The 20,674-nt window shown below is 67.1% G+C and carries 19 protein-coding genes and 1 tRNA gene; 11 read left to right on the plus strand and 9 right to left on the minus strand.

Going from position 1 to position 20,674, the window contains the following annotated elements; translation table 11 throughout:
* Positions 1-119 precede the first annotated feature (119 nt).
* Positions 120-194: transfer RNA gene (locus AC5P66_RS00210), tRNA-Val, on the plus strand.
* A gap of 86 nt (positions 195-280) precedes the next feature.
* On the opposite strand, the gene AC5P66_RS00215 is transcribed toward AC5P66_RS00210, so the two are convergent.
* Both AC5P66_RS00215 and AC5P66_RS00220 read right to left on the minus strand, forming a co-directional pair.
* Entirely contained in the window at positions 281-844 is a 564-nt protein-coding gene (locus AC5P66_RS00215) for a hypothetical protein (RefSeq protein ID WP_005415515.1), read from the minus strand.
* A 52-nt stretch (positions 845-896) separates the two neighbouring features.
* Positions 897-1,304 carry a hypothetical protein gene (locus AC5P66_RS00220; protein ID WP_099494685.1) on the minus strand — a complete coding sequence of 136 codons (408 nt, stop codon included), beginning with the start codon at positions 1,302-1,304 and terminating at the stop codon, positions 897-899.
* A 566-nt stretch (positions 1,305-1,870) separates the two neighbouring features.
* Between AC5P66_RS00220 and AC5P66_RS00225 the strand changes: the two genes are divergently transcribed.
* The 4 genes from AC5P66_RS00225 to AC5P66_RS00240 all read left to right on the plus strand — a co-directional run bounded on the left by AC5P66_RS00225 (position 1,871) and on the right by AC5P66_RS00240 (position 6,623).
* Complete coding sequence (locus tag AC5P66_RS00225; protein ID WP_019659488.1) at positions 1,871-2,251, plus strand: tautomerase family protein; 381 nt, start codon at positions 1,871-1,873, stop codon at positions 2,249-2,251.
* A 191-nt stretch (positions 2,252-2,442) separates the two neighbouring features.
* Positions 2,443-2,838 carry a DUF2946 family protein gene (locus tag AC5P66_RS00230; RefSeq protein WP_099494686.1) on the plus strand — a complete coding sequence of 132 codons (396 nt, stop codon included), beginning with the start codon at positions 2,443-2,445 and terminating at the stop codon, positions 2,836-2,838.
* 129 nt (positions 2,839-2,967) lie between these two features.
* Complete coding sequence (locus AC5P66_RS00235) at positions 2,968-5,106, plus strand: TonB-dependent receptor (protein WP_099494687.1); 2,139 nt, start codon at positions 2,968-2,970, stop codon at positions 5,104-5,106.
* A gap of 11 nt (positions 5,107-5,117) precedes the next feature.
* Positions 5,118-6,623 carry a PepSY domain-containing protein gene (locus tag AC5P66_RS00240; RefSeq protein ID WP_099494688.1) on the plus strand — a complete coding sequence of 502 codons (1,506 nt, stop codon included), beginning with the start codon at positions 5,118-5,120 and terminating at the stop codon, positions 6,621-6,623.
* 9 nt (positions 6,624-6,632) lie between these two features.
* Here AC5P66_RS00240 and AC5P66_RS00245 read toward each other — a convergent pair whose 3' ends face one another.
* Positions 6,633-7,766, minus strand: coding sequence for an MFS transporter (locus AC5P66_RS00245; protein ID WP_263467317.1), 1,134 nt, complete (start codon positions 7,764-7,766; stop codon positions 6,633-6,635).
* An 11-nt stretch (positions 7,767-7,777) separates the two neighbouring features.
* Complete coding sequence (locus AC5P66_RS00250) at positions 7,778-8,554, minus strand: DeoR/GlpR family DNA-binding transcription regulator (protein ID WP_099494690.1); 777 nt, start codon at positions 8,552-8,554, stop codon at positions 7,778-7,780.
* 158 nt (positions 8,555-8,712) lie between these two features.
* Between AC5P66_RS00250 and smqnr the strand changes: the two genes are divergently transcribed.
* Positions 8,713-9,360 (plus strand): SmQnr family pentapeptide repeat protein, encoded by a 648-nt coding sequence (gene smqnr, locus AC5P66_RS00255; protein WP_049417085.1) that lies wholly within the window; start codon positions 8,713-8,715, stop codon positions 9,358-9,360.
* Positions 9,361-9,363: 3 nt separating this feature from the next.
* Here the strand turns inward: smqnr and AC5P66_RS00260 are convergent, their stop codons facing one another.
* Together AC5P66_RS00260 and AC5P66_RS00265 are read right to left on the minus strand one after the other, a co-directional pair.
* Positions 9,364-10,038, minus strand: a complete 675-nt coding sequence (locus AC5P66_RS00260; RefSeq protein ID WP_099494691.1) for a class I SAM-dependent methyltransferase — start codon at positions 10,036-10,038, stop codon at positions 9,364-9,366.
* Between the two features lie 86 nt (positions 10,039-10,124).
* The gene (locus AC5P66_RS00265) at positions 10,125-10,823 is read right to left on the minus strand and encodes a glutathione S-transferase family protein (protein ID WP_111096560.1); all 699 of its coding nucleotides are present in this window, start codon (positions 10,821-10,823) and stop codon (positions 10,125-10,127) included.
* A gap of 115 nt (positions 10,824-10,938) precedes the next feature.
* On the opposite strand from AC5P66_RS00265, the gene AC5P66_RS00270 reads away from it, so the two are divergent.
* A complete protein-coding gene (locus AC5P66_RS00270; RefSeq protein WP_049417088.1) occupies positions 10,939-11,883 on the plus strand; it encodes a LysR substrate-binding domain-containing protein in 945 nt (314 codons plus the stop codon).
* On the opposite strand, the gene AC5P66_RS00275 is transcribed toward AC5P66_RS00270, so the two are convergent.
* Positions 11,822-13,201, minus strand: coding sequence for an aminotransferase-like domain-containing protein (locus AC5P66_RS00275; RefSeq protein WP_099494693.1), 1,380 nt, complete (start codon positions 13,199-13,201; stop codon positions 11,822-11,824). The two genes, AC5P66_RS00270 and AC5P66_RS00275, sit on opposite strands and share 62 nt — an antisense overlap.
* 132 nt (positions 13,202-13,333) lie before the next feature.
* Between AC5P66_RS00275 and AC5P66_RS00280 the strand changes: the two genes are divergently transcribed.
* Entirely contained in the window at positions 13,334-14,197 is an 864-nt protein-coding gene (locus tag AC5P66_RS00280) for a DMT family transporter (protein WP_099494694.1), read from the plus strand.
* A gap of 49 nt (positions 14,198-14,246) precedes the next feature.
* Here the strand turns inward: AC5P66_RS00280 and AC5P66_RS00285 are convergent, their stop codons facing one another.
* Positions 14,247-15,170 carry a LysR family transcriptional regulator gene (locus AC5P66_RS00285; RefSeq protein ID WP_111096565.1) on the minus strand — a complete coding sequence of 308 codons (924 nt, stop codon included), beginning with the start codon at positions 15,168-15,170 and terminating at the stop codon, positions 14,247-14,249.
* A 106-nt stretch (positions 15,171-15,276) separates the two neighbouring features.
* Here AC5P66_RS00285 and AC5P66_RS00290 point away from each other — a divergent pair, with 106 nt between their 5' ends.
* Positions 15,277-16,794 carry an MFS transporter gene (locus AC5P66_RS00290; protein ID WP_099591100.1) on the plus strand — a complete coding sequence of 506 codons (1,518 nt, stop codon included), beginning with the start codon at positions 15,277-15,279 and terminating at the stop codon, positions 16,792-16,794.
* 280 nt (positions 16,795-17,074) lie between these two features.
* On the opposite strand, the gene AC5P66_RS00295 is transcribed toward AC5P66_RS00290, so the two are convergent.
* On the minus strand, positions 17,075-17,479 hold the full coding sequence (locus AC5P66_RS00295; protein ID WP_005415530.1) for a GFA family protein: 405 nt from the start codon (positions 17,477-17,479) through the stop codon (positions 17,075-17,077).
* A 170-nt stretch (positions 17,480-17,649) separates the two neighbouring features.
* On the opposite strand from AC5P66_RS00295, the gene AC5P66_RS00300 reads away from it, so the two are divergent.
* Together AC5P66_RS00300 and AC5P66_RS00305 are read left to right on the plus strand one after the other, a co-directional pair.
* On the plus strand, positions 17,650-18,624 hold the full coding sequence (locus AC5P66_RS00300) for an Lnb N-terminal periplasmic domain-containing protein (protein WP_080354765.1): 975 nt from the start codon (positions 17,650-17,652) through the stop codon (positions 18,622-18,624).
* Positions 18,624-20,645 (plus strand): esterase/lipase family protein, encoded by a 2,022-nt coding sequence (locus tag AC5P66_RS00305; protein WP_049417092.1) that lies wholly within the window; start codon positions 18,624-18,626, stop codon positions 20,643-20,645. Before AC5P66_RS00300 ends, AC5P66_RS00305 begins: the two co-directional genes overlap by 1 nt.
* Positions 20,646-20,674: the final 29 nt, after the last annotated feature.

Consider the following 20,674-nt stretch of genomic DNA (forward strand, 5'->3'; position numbering starts at 1 on the left):
GCCCTGTAGAGTCGAGCCATGCTCGACTGCCGTTGCCCGAAAACCCCCGTGAACACGAATGTGAAAAACTGTTGACGGCCTCTGAAAAGCCCCTATAATGAGCGGCTCAGCAACACACCGGGCGGTTAGCTCAGCGGTAGAGCATTGCCTTCACACGGCAAGGGTCACAGGTTCGATCCCTGTACCGCCCACCATGTTGCAGAACGAAAGAAGCCTCCAGCAATGGAGGCTTTTTTTGTTGCCTGTCATCCGGCAGGATCAGCCGGAAACGCACATCGTTTCAGCCGTGCCGCTCCAGCAGCTCGCGCGCGATCATCGCCGTGGCATCCAACAGGTCGTGGCCGCTGCCGGCCTGCACCACCACCGCCAGCAGGCTACGGCCCACCTCGGCATTGCCGCTGGTCAGCTCCATCTCGCCTTCAAAGCACAGATCGGCCAACCATTCATGGGCCTGCTGCAGCCCGCGCTTGCGGACCCGGCGGAATTCCGCAAGCAGCTTCGCCTGGCCGGCCTCCTGCTCGCCATCGGCCAGCAGGCCGATGGCACCGCCGTGCGCCGCGCGCCAGAGGGCCGGTAGCGGGCGACCGTTCGCGTCCACCACGTCCGGCGAGAACTGCGCGCAGTACATTTCGTAGCGCTTGCCCGCTGTGCTGCGGGGCACGATGCCGGCTTCGGCCAGCAGGCGTTCGGCTTCATCCAGTGTGCTGAACTTCAAGCGCAGCAGTGCAGGGCGGCTCAGCTGTTGTGCCAGCGCGTGCTGGTTGGCCGCGAACCAGACGTTCCAGCCCACGGTTGCGCGGCCTTCCAGTGCGGCCTTGAAGTACTCCAGGTGTTCGGCGTCCATTGCGGTCTCCTGCGCTCCCTGCGCGATTGTAGCGGCAGCACATCCGGGCCGGTCAGGCATCGCCGCTGAAGAGGCAATGATGCGCCTCGCGCACCAGCTGTCGTGCGGCCAAGATCAGTCCGTCGATATGGAAGGCGCCCAACTGCTCGTTAGGACCGGCTTCGTTGCGCGCATGGTCGGCGGCCTGCAGCAGATCGAGCAACGCGCCGAGCCCAGATAGCGAGCGGCGCAACGAAGCGTGATTGCTGGCGCCGAGGGTGAGGCTGATGCACGGCTGTCCGTCATCGCCGTCAGCATGGTTGATCGCACTGAGACGGGCGAAGAACGTGGCCGACTGCGCCGGCAGGTTCTGTTCGTTCAGTGCGCACTCGATCTCGCGTGCGAGGTCTTCGGGCACATCGGCGGCGACGTCGCCGATCAAGGCGTGCAGGCGGGGATGGATGGCGGTGCAGTTGGTCATGGCGAAACCCTCACTGGCGTGAAGCCACCTTCCGAAGCGAAGGTGGCGGACGGTGCGGGTTGGCGTACCAAGGCACGAAAGCTCACTGGGAGAAAAAGCCTGGCGGATCTTCCGATCCCCACGCACCGCCCGCCATGGAAGGCAGTCGGTGCATTCTCTTTGCTGCGATCAAGATCGCAACTTCCAGTAGCTTGTTCGTTTATTCGAGACGCCAATCCCGGCCAAGGCGTCTTGCCTCGGCGCGGCGATCTTCAAGCCGGACAATCACATCGGTCTGTAAGGAAAATTCTCAACTGTCCCTAGGCAGGCCAGATGTTTCCCGATGTGTGCCGTCCAGCACCCGCGAGTAGTGCGGCCCATCACTGATGGCGCACATCGCCGCACCTTCCGACCATGCACGAGACGACTCCACAGCGGAGCCACCACGGCAATCGCGTCACCCCGCGCGGCGGAGGCGGGACCATGCCACGCATGGAGCCAGAGGGCTCCATCCCAGCGTTGTCCCGCCGCCCCGGGCAGGCGTAGTCTCAGTCCGTTGCCGTGCCCATCCACTCTGGAGTGCCACCATGCCGCTCGCCCGCATCGACCTTCGCAAAGGTAAATCCGCCGACTACCTGCAACGCGTCGGCGAAACCATCTACCAGGCCATGCGCGCGGTGGGTGTGCCGGAAAACGATCGCTTCCAGATCTTCCAGGAACACGCGCCCGGCACGCTGATCTACGACCCGGGCTACCTGGGCGTGGACCGTACCGACGACTTCATCTGCATCCAGATCACCTGGAACGAAGGGCGCACGCTGGAGCAGAAGAAGGCGTTGTACCTGGGCATCGCCGACGGCCTGCATGCGGCGGTGGGCATCCGCCGCGAAGACGTGTTCATCAATCTGGTGGAAGTGAAGCGGGAAAATTGGTCGTTTGGTAATGGTGTGGCCCAGTACGTGAGTTGATGGGCGAAAAGCATCCACGCATGGCGTGGATCTACTGAATGGAGGGCGTGCGCGGGGGAGGACAGTCCTGCGTCACCGTGTCGCAGGGGGCAAACCCTGAACGGGGTCCAAGGTTGGCCATGGCCCCGTAGAATGGCGGCGTGCGCCGTTCTGCTCTCCACCGCCGGTTCCAGGCCCTGGCATGGCTTGCCATGCTGCTGGTGCTGCTCGCCCCGCTGGTGAGCCGCTGGCTGGCGCATGGTCACGTGGCTGCCGCTGCGCCGGTGGCAGCCATGGACCACGCAATGCACGCAGAGCATGCGCTGCACGCGATGGAAGGGCACCACGACCATCACGCGATGGCGATGCCGCACGGCGAGGCCGCAAAGAAGCCGCCCGCCGATCCACACGCCGATCATGAGATGGGCGTGGACTGCGATTACTGCCTGATCGCTGCGCGGCTGATCACCCTGCTGGTGGCGGCCGTGCTGCTGTTGGCGCCGATGGCACCGGTGTGCCGCGCGTTGCGCGGTGCGGTGCAGACGTTGCCGCAACGGATCAGCGGCACATTGGGAGCGCGTGGGCCGCCGGCCTTGATGGCCGCCTGAGCCGCACGCGCGTTGCACTGAACGTTCTTCCATGAGGTTGCCGGCCACGGCCGGTGCCCGCACGCGCGTGTCTGTCCGTTTCTGATTGCTGCCCTGCCATTGCGGGGTGGCCTTGCATGCCGTGAAAAAATGAAAACGAACCCCAACCCCGCACGCTTGCGCCGGGCGACGCTGCCTGTCGTGTGCGCGCTGGTCCTGCACTCCACTTCTGCCGTTGCTGCTGACGCGGCACCCCCGACCACGCTGGAGACCGTGCGGGTGGTCGATACCCGCAGCGGCGAGCTGTCCTCCGCCGCCAGCGCCGGCTCTGCGTTGGGCCTGAGCGTGCTGCAGACACCGGCCAGCCTGGCGGTGATCTCGCGCGAGCAACTGGAGCAGCGCGGCGACAGCAACCTCAACGATGCGATCAGCCGGGCGGGTGCGATCAGTGCGATGCCGCACCCGGGCAATGGCCTGAGTGCGCTGTCCAGCCGCGGCTTCACCGACGGTGCTTCGGTGATGCGGCTGTACGACGGGCTGCGCCAGTACGGCGGCGTGGGCATCACCTTCCCGTTCGATACCTGGTCGATCGAGCGCATCGAAGTGCTGCGCGGCCCGGCCTCAGTGATCCATGGCGACGGTGCGATCGGCGGCGTGATCAACATCGTGCCGAAGAAGCCCACGCGCGGCGCCATCGAGAACGAGATCAGCATGACCGTGGGCAGCGAGGACACCGCGCGGCTGGGCTTCGGCAGTGGTGGCGCGCTGACGCCCGAGCTGGCCTACCGGGTTGATGTGAGCGGCAACTACAGCGGTGGCTGGGTTGACCGTGGCCGCAACAATGACGCCACCTTCTCCGGCGCATTGCTGTGGCAGGCCCGCCCGGACCTGCAGCTGACGCTCACCCATGCGCAGGGCTACCAGCAACCGATGCGCTACTTCGGCACGCCGCTGGTCGAGGGCCGCCAGCTGGAGGCGCTGCGCCACCGCAACTACAACGTGGACGACAGCGAGATCCGCTTCCGCGACCGCTGGACCCAGCTCGATGCGCTGTGGACGCCGAACGCGAACGTTGAATGGCGCACGCGGGTTTATCAGATCGACAGCCAGCGCGATTGGCGCAATGCCGAGGCCTATGTCTACAACCGCGCTACCGGCCTGATCGATCGCTCGGGCAATACCGAGATCACCCACAACCAGGACCAGACCGGTCTGACCTCGACGCTGCGCGTGCAGGGCCATGTGGGCAGTTGGGCGAACGCCTTCGCGGTGGGCCTGGATGCCAACCGCGCGCACTTCAAGCACACCAACAATACCTATGCCGGCAGCTCGGGCTCGGTCGATCCGTTCGATCCTGTCCCGGGCCAGTTCGCCAGCGATGCGCCGAACCTGCCGCGCTACCGCAACCGTGCCGAGCAGTACGCGCTGTTCATGGAGGACCGGGTGGCGCTGAGCGAGCGCTGGTCGGTGCTGGGTGGGCTGCGCCACGACCGCGCGCGCATCGATCGCACCGATCTGATCAGCGGCCAGAATGCGTTCTCAAAGACCTACAGCAGCACCGGCTGGCGTGCGGGTACGGTATTCGCGCTGCAGCCGACGCTGAGCCTGTATGCGCAGTACTCGCAGGCGGCGGACCCGGTCAGTGGACTGCTGATGATCAGCCCGGCCAATGGTGTATTCGATCTGGCCAAGGGGCGGCAGATCGAAGTGGGCCTGAAGCAGGCCTTCGATGGCGGCGAGTGGACGCTGGCGGCGTACCGCATCCGCAAGACCGGGCTGCTCAGCCGTGATCCGCTGCTGCCGGATCGCCGGGTGCAGGTGGGCGCGCAGACCTCGCGCGGTATTGAAGCGTCGTTGAACTGGAACTTCGCGCCGCGCTGGTCGCTGGATGCCAACGCGACGGTGCTGAAGGCTGAGTTCGAGGACTTCCTGGAAACCACCGGTTCGCCGGCGGTGCTGGTGTCGCGAGATGGCAACGTGCCGCCGAATGTGGCCGAGCGCTTGGCCAATGCATGGTTGAGCTGGCAGTTCCTGCCGGACTGGAGCGCAGCGGCGGGCATCCGCTATGTCGGCAAGCGTTACGCTGACAATGCCAACACACTGGAACTTCCCGGCTTCAGCACCACTGACTTTGCGCTGACCTGGCAGGCGGCACCGCGCACGCGGCTGTCCGCGCGATTGTTCAACGTGTTCGACAAGGGGTACTACGCCACCGCGTACTACACCAGCACGCAGTGGTTGCTGGGTGCGGACCGGCGCGTCGAACTCACCGTCGACCATCGCTTCTGAGGGCGCTGACGATGACGCTGCGATCCACCGCCAAGCGCTGGACCTACCTGGTGCACCGCTGGCTGGGCATCGGCGGATGCCTGCTGATGCTGCTGTGGTTTGTCAGCGGCATGGTGATGCTGTTCATCGGCTACCCGAAGCTGACACCCGGTGAGCGGCTGGCGGCGTTGCCGGTGCTCGGTGAGGCCCGCGACCTGCAGGGGCTGTCGGTACTGCCAGCCGCTGTGCAGGCCGAGCCGGAGGCCGTGGCGCTGACCACGCTGCGTGGCGAGCCAGCGTATGTGGTGCGCAGTGGCAGCAACGTGGGCGCCTGGTCTGCCGTGACCGGCCAGGCCCTGCTGCCGGTGTCGGCACAGCGTGCCGAAGCATCCGCTGCACAGTTCGCGGGCGGCCAGGCCTTCGTCGGCGCAACGCGCGTGGACGAGGATCGCTGGACGCATTCGCGCGCTCTGGATGCGCATCGGCCAATGTACCGGGTGGAGGTGGGCGGTGAGCAACCGGGCGACCTGTATGTGTCCTCGCGCACCGGTGAAGTCGTGCTGGACGCGCCGCATGTGCAGCAGCGCTGGAACTACGTGGGCGCCTGGCTGCACTGGTTGTACGTCCTGCGCATGCAGTCGGTGGACCCGGTGTGGACGTGGGGGGTGATCGTGCTGTCCGCACTGTGCACGCTGGCGGCGATCAGCGGCATCGTGGTGGGTGTGTGGCGCTGGCGTTTCCGTGGGCACTATCGTTCCGGTGCGAAGACGCCGTACGTCGAGCCGTGGATGCGCTGGCACCATCTGATCGGATTGTGTGCTGCGGCCTTCGTGTTCACCTGGATTTTCAGCGGCCTGATGTCGATGAATCCATTGGGCGTCTTCAGCAGCACGCGCGAGGCGATCGACAGCGGACGCTATCGGGGCGGCGCGGTGGCGGTGGACGGTGCGCTGGGTGATCCTGACGAGCTTCTGGCAGTGGCCGAAGCCACGCGCTTCCAGCCGGTGGAGATCCAGTGGCGACGCATCGGTGGTGAGCTGTTCGCGGTACTGCTGGACGGGCGAGGCGAGACCCGCATCATGTCCGGCAGCAATGGAGATCTGCAAGTCGCGCGCTTGCTGCCGACCGCATGGCTGCAGCAGAAGGCGCGCGCGCTGTCAGATGCGCCCATGCAGGTTTTCGTGGTGCTGCAGGCAGCGGATGCGTACTTCTACCCGCGTGCGCCCGAGGCCATGAGTGGCGCAGCAGTGCGCCGCTTCCCGGTGGCTGTGGTGGACTTCGGTGATGCCGAGGCGACGCGCGTCTATCTCGATCTGGCGACCGGCGATCCGTTGCTGACGATGGGGCATCGCGAGCGGGTGGGGCGCTGGTTGTTCTCCTTCCTGCACAGCTGGGATCTGCCGGCGATGCTGCGCCAGGAAGGTGTCCGGTTGGCGGTGTTGCTGCTGCTGAGCGCTGCTGGCACCGCGCTGTGTGCCACGGCGACGGTGATCGGCTATCGGCGCTTGCGGATGAAGCTGCGCCGCAGGCGGCGTTGATGCCTTTGGCTACACCCGCAGCCAGCGCGTGGACACGGCCACCAGCAACAAGGCCGTGGCCACGCCGATGAACGCGGCGATCAGGCCGAAATGGTTTGCGGCGAAGCCGATCAGCGCCGGCCCGGCGAGAATGCCGGCAAAGCCCAGCGTGGAAACGGCGGTGATGGCCAGCGCGCCGGGCATGCGGGTCTGGTGGCCAGCCAGCGAGAACAGCGCCGGCGCGATGTTGGCGCAGCCGAGTCCGACCAGTACATAGCCGAGCAGTGATGCCTGCCACGGCGTGACCAGGGTCAGCACCAGCACGCCCGCAGCGGCGAGCAGGGCCCCGAACACGATCGCGCGTTGGCGGCCCACGCGCGCCACCAGTGCATCGCCGAACAGGCGCGCGACGGTCATGGTCAGGGTGAAGGTCACGTAGCCGACGCCGGCCAGGCTGGCATCGACGCGACGCACGTCACTGAGGAACACTGCGCTCCAGTCCAGTATTGCGCCTTCGCCGAGGAAGGCGACGAACGCCAGCACGCCGATGAGCAGCACGATGCCATGCGGCAGGGCCAGCATCGGCGTGTCATGCGGCATGCGTTCGCTGTGCCAGTACGCCGCTGACAGCAGCATCACCAGCAGCATGGCGCCGACGCCGATCAGCACGGATGCCAAGGGCGGCAACTGTGCGGACAGCAGCACGGTCATGGTGGCCGCGCCGAGGAAGCCGCCGATGCTGAAGAAGGCATGGAAGCCGGACATCATCACCCGCCGTGCTTCGCGCTCGACGATGACGGCCTGCACGTTCATCGTGCAGTCCATCGCGCCCACCGCAGCACCGAACACGAACAACAACAGGCCCAGCGTCCACGCTGAGCCGGCCAGCGCCAGGCCGGGCACGGTCAGGCAGATCAGCAGGCTGCTGGCCACCATCACCCGGCGGCAACCGAGGCGCGCGGCGAGCACGCCGGACAACGGCATCGCCATCAGCGAACCGGCACCGAGGCAGAGCAGCACCAGCCCCAGCGTGGCGTCGTTGATCCCGGTGCGCGCCTTGGCGAACGGTACCAGTGTGGCCCACAGTGCGGTGGCGAAGCCGGGAATGAAGAACGCAGCGCGGGTCGCGTGCTGTTCGGCACGCGCGCGGTTGGCAAGGGACATGAGCGGTACGGTCAGGGCGGAGTGGGGTGCACCGCGATGCCGGCGGCGCGGAAGCGTGCCGCCAATGCGGGGGGCGCGGTGGTGGTCAGCACCAGGTCGTCGATCTCGTCGAGGCTGGCGATCTGCCAGTGGCCGCGGGCACCGAGCTTTTCAGTGGTGGCGGCGACGATGACACGGCTGCTGCACGCGACCATCGCGCGCTTCAGCGAGGCTTCTTCCGCATCCATTGCCCACACGCCGGTGTCGCCGTCCACCGCGCAGGGGCCGGGCAGGTATACGTCGGCGCGCAGGCGCTGCACCTGGGCCAAGGCTTCGGCACCGACCGCACCGCCACCGCTGGCCAGGCGGCCGCCGATCAGCTGCACCGAGGTGCCTTCAAGCATGCTGGCGGCGGTGGCGATCTGCGGGGCATTGGTGATCACTGTCAGCCCGAGTTCGAGCGGCAATTGCTGGGCGATGGCCAGGTTGGTCGAACCGGCATCAAGCAGCACCACCTGGCCGGGTTGCAGCAATGCGCAGACGCGGGCGGCCAGCTCGGCCTTGTCGCCGCGGTCGCGGGTCAGGCGCTCGCGCAGCGGGCGTTCCTTGGGCGGCGGCAGCACGGCGCCGCCGTAGACACGCTGGCACAGGCCCTGTGCAGCCAGCTCGCGCAGGTCACGGCGGATCGAATCTTCAGAGACGGCATAGCGGCGCGCCAGTTCGGCGGCGACCACGCGGCCCTGCTGGCGCAGTTCCTCCAGGATCTGTCGGGTGCGCTGGGCGGGCAGGGGGCTGGGATCGGAGCTCATGCTGCAAGTCTGCACGTTCGTGCATTAACATGCAACAACGTGCATACGCTGTTGGGGGCACAGGGCGGCTGGACTGCCGGTGAATCCTCCCGCGCCCACGTCTATGGATCGTCCTCGCGACCCGGCAAGATGGCGGGGCACCTGGCATGGAATCCCTGATGTCCCCCACCGTTCACCGCAAGCTGCGCATCGGCGCGGACCAGTACACCGGCCAGAAAGTGGTCGACCAGCAGTTCCACGAATGCGATTTTTCCGGCGCGGACCTGACCGCTACCGAGTTCATCAACTGCAGCTTCTACGATGCCGACAGCCGCGCCGGCTGCCGCTTCAACGGCGCCACGCTGAAGGAAGCGAGCTTCCGCAGCTGCGACATCAGCATGTGCCACTTCAATTTCATCAAGGCACTGGGCCTGGAAATCAGCGAGTGCCGCGTGCAGGGCGCGGATTTCAGCAGCGCCAGCTTCATGAACCAGATCACCACGCGGAGCTGGTTCTGCAGCGCGTTCATCAAGAAGTCGAACCTGCGCTATGCCAATTTCTCGCGGGTCACGTTGGAGAAATGCGAACTGTGGGAAAACCGCTGGGACGGTGCGAACGTGAGCGGCGCCAGCTTCGCGGGCTCGGACCTGTCCGGTGGCCAGTTCGAGGGCATCGACTGGAACAGCGCCAACTTCACCGACTGCGACCTGACCAACTCCGAGCTGGGCGAGCTGGACCTGCGCAGCACCAACCTGCGTGGCGCCACGCTGGACGTGCAGCAGGTGGCGCTGTTGATGCAGCGCATCGGCATCACGGTGGTGCCGTAGGCATCACCCGGCGTACGCCACCCAGCCCCTGAAGCTGAAGCCTGCGTAGAACAGCTCCACGCCATCGAAGCCCGCCTCCTGCATCAGCGCGACCTCCTGTTCGGGGGCCAGCAGCGGCAACCGCTCGGCAATGGCGTCGATCGCGCGCTGTGCATCGGCGTGGGCAACCCCCGAGGCTTCGGCGAACGCGGCGTAGCGCTGCAACCAGCGCAGCTTGCCGGCCGGATCCTGCGGCACGCTGTGGTGCGCCACCACCAGCGGCGCGCCGGGCTGCAGGCGCCTGTGCAGCTCGCGGAGCGTGTGCAGGCGCTGCGCGGCGTCGAGGAAGTGCAGGGTCAACAGGCAGCTGGCACCGTCGAAGCGCAGATCGGGCGCATCGTCGATGTAGCCTTCCAGCAGCTGCACGCGCGACTTCAGCGGACCCAGTGTCTGTTCGGCCAGGGCCAGCATCGGTGCGGCCGGATCCACGCCGAGCAACTGCCAGCCCGGCTGTGCCTCGGCGAAGGCCTTCAGCTCAAGCCCGCCACCGGCACCGAGTACCAGCACGCGGCCCTGTGCGGGAACGCGTTCGGCCAGCAGCAGGCGGCTCATCTGCTGCAACGCGAGGAAACCGGGCACCTGGCGCAGCGGTGCTTCGGCATAGCGGGCCACCGCCTGCGGGTCGGAGAACGTGGACATGTGCGGATTCCTTCGACGGGGACAGACCACTGTAGCGCGGCGCGCAAGGGGCATTGCGCGCCGCTGCCGCACAGGCAGGGCAGGGCTCAGGCCGCCGCGGCCTCAAGCACGTCTTCCAGCCGCACCTCGCCGAGGAAGCCACCGCTGCTGGTAGCCGGCCGCTGTGCTTCGATGGCGTGAGCGAACTGCACGCCGGCGTCGTCCTGCAAGCGCTGGAACAGCTGCTGCACCCTGGGGAACTCGCGGCGATCGACCACCTGGTGGTAATCGTTCCAGCGCGCGATGCCGGCGAAGTAGGCGTCGGCGAAGCTGCGCTGCTCGCCCAGCAGCCACGGGCCGGTGCTGAGCATCTGCTCCAGCGCCTGATGGGCCTGGCGCACCTTGGTGGTGCCATAGGCACGCAGCGCCTTGCCGTCATCGCCCTCGGCGTGTTCTAGCGCGTGCCAGAGCGGGGCGTAGGCACCGAAGAAGCTGGTGTTGAGATAGGCCAGCCGGTGGTTGAGGCGGTCGAAGCCGGAGGTGCCCTGTGCGAAGCCCAGCCCCTGCGTAACGCCCTTGGCGGCAAGGTGGTTGAGGATGGCCAGGCTCTCGCTGAGCAGTTCGCCCTGCGCGGTCCGCAGCGTGGGGGTTTCGCCCAGTGGATTGAGGCGGCGATAGTCTTCGCCCTGCACCTGGCCGGGCATGTCGATACGGCACAGGTGATACGGCTGGCGCAGCCATTCCAGCGCGACGATGGAGCCGAACGAGCAGCCCGAGGGCACGCCGTAGAAGAGGATCGGGGTCATGGCAGGTTTCCGGTTCAAGCCGCGATGCGGCGGGTGAGGAAAGCGTGCCTGCGTGGACATTGCCCCGGAAGCTGTTCGAATGGCATCCTGAAGTCCACACCTGTGGACGTTGTGCATGCTCAACCTCAACGATCTGGCCCTGTTCGTGGCCGCAGTGGAGCAGGGCGGTTTTGCAGCAGGCGGACGCCATCTGGGCCTGCCCCGCTCGACGTTGAGCAAGCGCGTGGCGCTGCTGGAAGAACACCTCGGGGTACGGCTGCTGCAACGCAGTTCGCGGCGCTTCGCGCTGACCGAAGTCGGCCAGGCGTTCTTCGATCGCGCACGCGCGGCGTTGTCCGAAGTGGAGTCCGCCGAGGCCATTGTCCGTGACCGCCAGGCCGAACCGAGTGGCACCGTGCGCATCAGCGCTTCGATTCCGGTGGTGCAGGGCGAGCTCGCCGCGTGCCTGCCCGCGTTGGCCCGCCGCTATCCGCGGCTGCGCATCGAAGTTGAAGTGAGTGATCGTTTCATCGATCTGGCGCAGGAGGGCATCGACATCGCCTTGCGCAGCCACTTCGGTCCGCTGCCGGATTCCGGTTTGGTGCAACGCATGCTCGGTAGCGAACGTATCGTGCTGGTGGCGTCCCCTGGCTATCTGGCAGCCGCGCCAGCAGTGGATACGCCCGAGCAGCTACGCGCGCATGCCGGCCTGCTGACGGCGCGCCACGCAACGCGCTGGACACTGCACGGCACCGATGCGCGCACCGTGCAGGTGGAACCGCAGGTGGCGCTGGTCGGCAATGAGTCGCAGCTTCTGGTCGCGGCGGCCGAAGCGGGCCTTGGCATCACTGTGTTGCCGCACAGCCTGTGTGCCGCAGCGATTGCGGCCGGCCGCCTGCAGCAGGTCCTGCCGGCGTGGCATGCCGGCGAAGTGACCACCAGCGTGCTGCTGCCGCATCGTCGTGGACAGTTGCCGGGCGTGCGCGTGGTGGTGGATGCGCTGGTCGCGCATTACCAGCTCAACGCAGCGCGCGTGCCAGCACCTGCCAGATCCTCGGGTCCTGGCACTGCGAAACGTTGAAGCGCAGATAGTCGGCCGCGCGCTGCGACTGGCTGAACGCGTTGCCCGGTGCCAGCACGATGCCCTCGCGCAGGCACTGCCGCGCCAGCGCGGCGGCGTCGCGGCCATCGGGCAGCTGGCACCACAGGAACAGGCCCGCTTCCGGTTGCAGCCACGGCGTGATGCCCAGCGTGTGCAGCCTGCGCAGCGTGTGCCGGCGCGCATCGGCCAAACGCGAACGCACCGAGTGCATGTGGCGTCGGTAGCCGCTGTCGGTCAGCGCGACGTGCATCAGCTGCGCAGCCAGATGGCCACCGCCGAAGCTGGTCGCCAGCTTCAGGTCGGTCAGCGCTTCGATCCAGTCATGGCGTGCAGCGATGTAGCCGCAGCGCGAGGCTGCCGACAGCGTCTTGGAGAAACTGCCGACGTGGATCACCCGTGACAGTCCATCGAGCGCGGCCAGCCGCGGTGCCGGCTGCAGTTCGAAGTCGGCGAAGATGTCATCCTCGATGATGATCAGTTCGCTGCGTTCGGCCAGGCCCAGCAGGCGATGTGCGGTGCTCGCGGAAAGCACCGCGCCGGTCGGGTTGTGCAATCCGGAATTGGTGATGTACAGCCGCGGCGAATGGTCCTGCAATGCGCGTTCGAACGCCTCAAGGTCCGGGCCGTTGGGCGTGTACGGCACGCCCACTGCCTGCACCTGGTGTGCCTTGAGCAGCGCGTGGTAATTGAAGTAGCTCGGGTCATCGACCAGCACGCAGTCACCGGGCTTGAGTAGGAAACGGCAGATCAGGTCGACCGCGTGTGTCCCGGATTCGGTTAGCAGGATCTGCTCCATCGGTGCATCGATGCCCAGCGTGGCGCTGCGCCGTTGCAGCAGCTGGCGCAATGCGGGCAGCCCGAGTGGGCCGGCGTAGTCGACCAGGTGCACTGCATCGGCACGCGCCAGCCGACGCAGGCCGCGGCGCATGCCATCGTGATACAGCCAGTCACTGGGCAACCAGCCGCACCCCGGCTTGAGGTGGCCCGGCGGGGTTTCCAGCGACTGCCGCGACACCCACAGCGGGTCCACCGCGCGGTCAAGCCGGGGTTCCATCTCGGCCAGTGCCAGCGGTGCGGCCGGCCCATTGACGTAAAAGCCGGAACCGGCCCGCGCGCTGATCAACCCTTCGGCAGCGAGGCGTTCGTAGGCCTCGACCACGGTGGAGACCGACACGCCCATCGCTGCCGCCTGCGCGCGCACCGAAGGCAGGCGGGAGCCGGGGCCATCCACCCGCGCGGTGATGCGGTTGCGGACGGCCTGGATCACCGATTCGATGCGGGTAAGCGGGCGTGACACGGTGAAAGTGTGTTGGAAGTGTAGGCAGTACAGTTCTTTGCGACTGTACTGGATTGTAGCTGGGGCGATGGGGGCGCAGGTGCTTCCATGGAAATCCCGCCGGGCACCGTCCGGCACCCCAGGAGTACAGGCGTGGAACGGTCGGCGAGTGGTTGGATCAATGGCTTCATTGGCGTAGTGATTTTCGCGGGCTCGTTGCCGGCTACTCGCCTGGCGGTGCTGCAGCTGGATGCCGGGTTCGTCACCGCCGCGCGCGCCACCATCGCCGCCGTACTCGGCCTCGGCCTGTTGCTGCTGTTGCGCCAACCGTGGCCGCGGCGCAGCGACGTGCCCGGCTTGGCGGTGGTCAGCCTTGGCGTGGTGGTCGGCTTCCCGTTGCTGACCGCGCTCGCCCTGCGCCATGCGTCATCGGCACACACCATCGTGTTCCTCGGCTTGCTGCCGCTGAGCACCGCCGTGTTCGGCGTGCTGCGCGGTGGTGATCGGCCGCGCCCGGCGTTCTGGTTGTTTTCGTTGCTGGGCAGCGCCTGCGTGGTCGGCTATGCAGTGCGCAACGGCATCGAGGCGTCCTTGCAGGCCGACCTGCTGATGCTGGCGGCCATCGTGGTGTGCGGGCTGGGCTACGCGGAAGGCGGCCGGCTCGCCCGTCATCTGGGCGGCTGGCAGGTGATCAGCTGGGCACTGCTGCTGGCGTTGCCGGTGATGCTGCCACTGACGGTGCTGATGCGCCCGGCCTCGTTCACGGCGGTCGGTGCCTCGGCGTGGTGGGCGCTGGGCTACGTGGCGGTGTTCAGCATGCTGATCGGCTTCCTGTTCTGGTACCGCGGGCTGGCGCAGGGCGGCATCGCTGCCGTCGGCCAGCTGCAGCTGCTGCAGCCGTTCTTCGGCCTGGCCCTGGCCGCGCTGCTGCTGCACGAATCGGTCAGCCTCAGCATGGTGCTGGTGACTCTGGTCGCGGTGATCTGCGTCGCCGGCGCGCGCCGCTTCAGCCGCTAGGAAAAAGGGGACGGAGGGGATTAAGTCGTTTCAGGCATGGCAGACCCGATTACGACTTAATCCCCTCCGTCCCCTTTTCTGGGGAGCCGCGGAAAAGATGCGCAACGGCATAGTCGATGAACACCCGCAGGCGTGCGCTGGGATGGCGCCCACCGGGCCATAGCAGCGAGAACTGCCCCTGGTGCGTCGGCAGCGCGGGCAGTACCCGTTGCAGGCGGCCATCGGCCAGCGCGTCGTCTGCGAGGAAGTCAGGCATCCAGGCCAGGCCCATGCAACCGATCGCAGCGGCCAGCACGGCCTCCATGTTGTTGCAGGTCATCGCCGTGGGAAGGCGCGCTCCGGCATCGCCTTCGATGCCCGGCAGCTGCCAGGGATGCAGCTTTCCCGTGGTGGGGTAACGGAAGCGCAGCGCGGTATGCATGCGCAGGTCGCCCACATCGCCGGGCGTTCCATGCATCTGCAGATAGCCCGGCGCCGCACAGAGAATGAAACGAAAACCACCCAGCCGCCGTGCGGTCAGGCTGGAATCGGCCAGTTCGCCACTGCGTATCACTGCATCCAGGCCTTCGCTGACCACATCGACGATGCGGTCGTTGAAGTCCAGTTCCAGCTGCACCTGCGGATAGCGTTGCTGGAAGCCGGGCAGCACCGGCAACAGGAAGCGGTAGCCGATGGTGGGCAGGCCGATGCGCAGCAGCCCGCTGGGGGCGTGCTGTCGCTGCGCCAGGTCCGCCTGTGCTTCGGAAAGCTCGTCCAGTGCACGCCGGCAGCGCTGCAGCAGTAGTTCGCCTTCGTCGGTGAGATGCACGCGGCGGGTGGTGCGTTGGAACAACCGGGTGCCCAGGTCCTGTTCAAGACGGGCGATGCGCTTGCCGACCGCCGACGCGGACAGGCCAAGTACACGCGCAGCACCCACGATGCTGCCGGCCTCCGCGGTGCGGACGAAGGCGAGCAGGGCAGAAATGGAGTCCATGTGGGGATGATTGCGGAACATCTGGCCGTAATCAACGTCCATCGAGCCTGTTTTTCAGGAATAGCGGCGTGTCCATCATCAATGCCCCTGATGGATGGAGGCCCGTATGGCCCCGGTTTCGATGCTCCCTGTACCTGTTAAGACGCAGCAGCGCTGGACCCTGCTTGCCGTCTGCCTGGCCGCACTGGCGTTGCCGTTGTCCTTCTCGGCCGGTGCGGTCGCGGTGCCCGCGCTGGCCAGTTCCGTAGCGTCGTCGCCGAGCGTGCTGGCCTGGGTGACCAACGCCTTCATGCTCACCTTCGGCAGCCTGCTGCTCGCTGCCGGTGGCCTGGCCGACCGCTATGGCCGGCGGCGGTTGTTCCTGCTGGGCACAGCAGGCTTCACCATTGCCACGACCGCCGTCTGCCTTGCTCCCACGCTGCCCTCGCTGGATCTGGCGCGTGGGTTGCAGGGCGTTGCCGCCGCAGCGGCGTTGGCATCGGGCACGGCTGCGCTCGCGCATGCCTGGCAGGGGCCGATGCGTGGCCGTGTCTTCGCTCTGCTGGGCGCCACATTCGGTGCAGGGTTGGCGCTGGGGCCGCTGCTTGCGGGTCTGCTGCTGCAGGCATTGGGATGGCGCAGTGTGTTCGCCGTCGGCGGCGTGCTGACATTGGCCGCCTTCGTACTGAGCGCGCGTGTGTTGCCCGAAAGCCATGGTGAACGCGGGCGGCTGGATGTCGGCGGCATGCTGGGCTTCAGCCTGATGCTGGCAGCGTTGACCCTGGCCCTGCTGTGGCTGGGCGAGTTCGGCCTGCATACCGTGCGCGTGCAACTGGCGCTGTTGGCGACGCTGATGCTGGGCGGGGTATTCGTCTGCATCGAACGGCTGCACCGCTCACCGTTGCTGGACCTCTCGCTGTTCTCGCAACCGGCGTTCCTCGGTGTCCAGCTGCTGCCGGTCGCAACCTGCTTCGGCTATGTGGTGCTGCTGGTGGTACTGCCTCTGCAGCTGCTGGGTGTGCACGGACAGAGCGCGACCCTGGTGGGGCTGCAGATGCTGGCCCTGTCCGCGCCGATGCTGGTGCTGCCGATGCTGGCCGCGCGCTGGGCGGAGCGCGTTGGAAGTGCGCGGCTGTGCACGCTGGGCCTGCTGGCCTGTGCCTCTGGTCTGTACCTGTTGTCGCGCCACGCATCGCATCCGTCGCCGTCGCAGTGGGTGCCGTTGCTGATGCTGATCGGCGCAGGAACGGCCTTGCCGTGGGGCCTGATGGATGGGCTGTCGGTCAGCGTGGTGCCGGTACAGCGTGCGGGCATGGCCGCTGGCATCTTCGGAACCGTGCGGGTGGCCGGTGAAGGCATCGCATTGGCCGCAGTCACTGCCTTGCTTGCGCTGCTGATCGGCCATCAGCTGCAGGGCGCGTCGCCGGCATCGCTGGCGCGTGCCGGTGCCTATCTGGCCACGGGGGCGCGGGAACAGGCGCAGGCACTGCTACCGGCGATGAGCCGCATGCAGCTGCAGCACGCCAGTGGTGAGGCGCTGGCAACACTGCTGCGGGTACTGGCGCTGCTGACCGCCGCCTGTGCCGCCGTGTTGCGCCTGTTGCTGCGGCAACATAAAGACGCGTTGGTCGGGCGTACTGCGTAGCAGGCTCATCGCCCGCCTTCGCCGTCATCCCGTTGTCGTCTTCCGCTCACGCCGCCCATGCCCACCCGGGTCTAATGTTGATCGTCCCCGTCCCCCCACGGAGACCCGCCATGTGGCTGCTCGATCATCTCTGGCCTGGCCGTCGACCGCTTCCTCCCCCGGCCGCGGATGCGCCGCAGGCACCGCCGCGCCGGCCATGGCTGAAACGACCCGCGCGGGCGGGGCGCAGCGGCATGGCGCCCTGGCAGAAGGTCGCCACGCCGCCGCGGCGCACGCGCCACTAGCCGGTGCGGTCTGACGGATGGTTGACCCCGTCGCTGACCGGAATGACCCCCAGCGCGAACGGATCAATGCCCTCCAGGCAGGCCACGTTGTAGCCGTACTGGTCGGGGTTGGAGCGGCGCCGGTGATGGGTGTAGATGCCGCACACGCCGCAGAAGTAGTGCTCGGCCACATGGGTGTTGAACTGGTACTTCTGCAGGTGATGCTGCCCGCGCACCACCTGCAGGCCCTGGCGGGGGACACTGGCGGCGATGGCACCCCGGCGCCGGCACATCGAGCAGTCGCAGCGGCGGGGATCGACGATGCCGTCCGGCAGGTCCAGCAGCAGCTCGACCGTGCCGCAGTGGCAGGTTGCGCGGTGCCGGGGTTGGACCGGAACGCCGGCCACGGAAGTGATGCCCATCATTGCTCCTGTGTGATTCATCTGGCCGTGCGGCCGCCGGAGACGGTGCGCCGGCGTGCCTGAACGGGCCGTAGATGCCACGGTGAACCCGCTTGTGGCTAACTATGCGGCTTCGGGACCGCGACAGGATGCCAGTGAGAGCCGCAGGACGTTGGATGACAGGAAGTGCCATGGCGCTGGCGGCGTTGTGGGTGACCGGGCTGCTGGCCTATCAGGTGCCGGGGCCGGGCTGGCTGGCCAATGGCGTTGCGGCGCTGTGGCTGCTGGTTGCGCTGTGGGCGTCGTGGCGGGTCGCGCGTGGCCGCAGCAGCCGTCGCCTGGGCCTGGCGTTCGGCGCTTCACTGGCGCTGGCTGGCTTGTGGTGGCTGCTGCTGACCCCGCGCCAGGACCGCGTATGGGCCGATGACGTGGCCCAGCGCCTGCATGTGGTGTCCTTCGACGGCCGCCACGTGGTGCTCGACAACGTGCGTGATTTCACCTGGCGCAGCGAAACCGACTACGACGCGCACTGGGTGCGCCGCGCGTACGACCTGGACCAGTTGCGCTCGGCCGACCTGGTGCTGTCGTACTGGATGGGCCCGGCGATCGCCCACACCCTCATCTCGTTTGGCTTCGAGGATGGGCGCCACGTGGTGTTCTCGCTCGAGATCCGCAAGGAACGCGGCGAATCGTTCTCGGCACTGGGCGGCTTCTTCCGCAAGTTCGAGATGACCCTGGTGGCCGCGGAGGAGACCGACATCATCCGCACCCGCACCAATGCGCGCGGTGAGGACGTCTACCTGTACCGCCTGCATGGCATGGACCGTGCGCAGCTGAAGGAGCTGTTTGCCGCGTACATCGCACAGGCACGCGAACTGGATGCGAAGCCGGGCTTCTACAACACGCTCACCAGCAACTGCACCACCATCGTCTTCGACCTGGCCCGCCACATCGCGCCGCGCCTGCCGCTGGACTACCGCCTGCTGCTGTCCGGCTACCTGGCCGAGTACGCACAGGAGGTGGGTGCGTTGACCCCGGGTGTGCCGTACGCCGAGCTGCACGACAAGGGCCGCATCACCCAGCGTGCGTTGGACCTGGGCAGCGGCGAACACTTCTCCACCGTGATCCGCCAGGGCGTACCTGGCACCGAGCAGGACCCGCAGTAATGACTCGACTCCTCCTGATCCGCTGGCAGCGTGCGCTGCCGGTGTTGTTCGCCGCCTTCCTGCTGCTGGGCAGCAGTGGCTGCGCGATGGTCACCGTCAAGCAGGTCAAGTCCAGCGATTCGCTGGTCAACAAGCGTGCCGACGTGCTCAATACCGGCAAGCTCAGCCCCGCCGCGCGAGAGACGCTCAGCGCGGCAGGCCTGGACGAATCGCAGTGCGAGAAGGACTTCCTGGTCTGCCGCAGCACGCTGCTGATGACCGACGATCTCAATGTCGAGCAGCGGCTGTCGGCGCTGTCCGAACTGTGGGTGAAGGCCGCGCTGGCGCTGACGCCGAAGAAGACCGCAGCCGGTGATCCGCCGATGAGCGACGCAGCGCTGGACGCCTGGCTGGAAGCCGCGCGCTACGCCTATGCCTACCTGTTCTACAGCGGCCGCTCACCATCGGATCGCGCCTTCGAAGACCGGCAGACGCAGGTGCGTGACTACTACAACTACGCGGCCGAGAAGGCGGCGGTGGTGCTGTTCGTCCGCGCGCGCGCCGCTGCGTTGGCGGGCGAGGACTACACGAAGCCGATCTCGGTCGGCAGCTGGTCGCTGGCTTCCAACTACCAGCAGCTGAACCTGAAGAGCATTCCCGCGCAGCTGGTGCCGGCCGGCACGGTCAGCTTCGTCGGCCTGCGCAGTACCTATCGCCGCGATGGCTTCGGTGCCGAGCTGGTGATGGTGATGGACCCGCCGAAGCTGGTCGCACCGGTGATCGCAGCGGATGGCCCGAAGGCCGAAACGGCAGCGGATGATGGCGGTGACGAGCGCCGCGGCCGTCGCCACCGTCATGACGATTCGGTGCCCGAGTTCAGCGAGATGTCCTCGATCAACGTCACCGCGTTGCTGCGTTTCGAAGGCAGCAGCCTGGACGATGTGATGCGGACGCGCCGGGTTGAACTGGATGCCTATTCGCCGGAAGCCACCGAGCGCATCACCCTGCACGGCGAGCAGGTGCCGCTGGCCGGCAATTTCACCGCGGCCTACGGCCTGTGGCTTGCCCAGAGCGGCTTCGCCCGGCAGTCACTGCGCACCCTGTTCGGCATGAGCGAGGGCATCGGCGAGCCACACATCTACCTGATGCAGCCGTGGGACCCGAACCGCCGCATCATCTTCATGCTGCACGGCCTGGCCAGCAGCCCGGAAGCCTGGGTGAACCTGGCCAACGAGATCATGGGCGACCCCGAACTGCGCCAGCAGTTCCAGGTGTGGCAGGTCTATTACCCGACCAACGCACCGATCGCGCTGAACCGCTACGAGATCGCCAACGCGTTCAACGACACCCTCAAGCACTTCGATCCCAATGGCAGCACGCGTGCATCGAAGGACATGGTCTACATCGGCCACAGCATGGGCGGCGTGCTCGCGCGGCTGCTGGTGAGCGATTCCGGTGACGTGCTGTGGAACGACCTGCTGGCCAACTATGACCTGAAGGGCGAGCGTCTGAAGCGCGTCCAGAACAAGCTGGGGCCGTTGCTGCATTTCAAGGCACAGCCGAACGTGGAGCGTGCGATCTTCATCGCCGCGCCGCACCAGGGCACGGACATCGCCGGCAACAAGGTCGGGCGCCTGCTGGGCCGGCTGGTGCGCCTGCCGCTGACCATCCTCGGCAAGTTCGAGGACGTGTTCATGGCGCTGGCGCAGGCCGAGCAGCAGGTCGACGGCACCGCCAAGCCGAAGATTCCCAACAGCATCGACAACCTCAAGGCCAGCGATCCGTTCGTGAAGGCCGCAGCGCAGCTGCCGATCGAAGCGGGCCTGAAGTACCACTCGATCATCGCCCAGCGCAAGCCGGAGCTGCCGGTGGAAAAGTCCGATGACGGACTGGTGCCGTACTGGAGTGCGCACCTGCCGGGTGCACAGTCGGAGAAGGTCATCATTTCCGGCCACAGCGTGCAGGAGACCCCGCAGGCGGTGCTGGAAGTGCGGCGCATCCTGCACCGGGATATCGATGACGTGGGCACGGGGACCCGGTAGTCCTGGTCGCTGGCCGGCACTCTCCGCGC

Source organism: Stenotrophomonas sp. YJH_SMC_122, assembly GCF_059369535.1.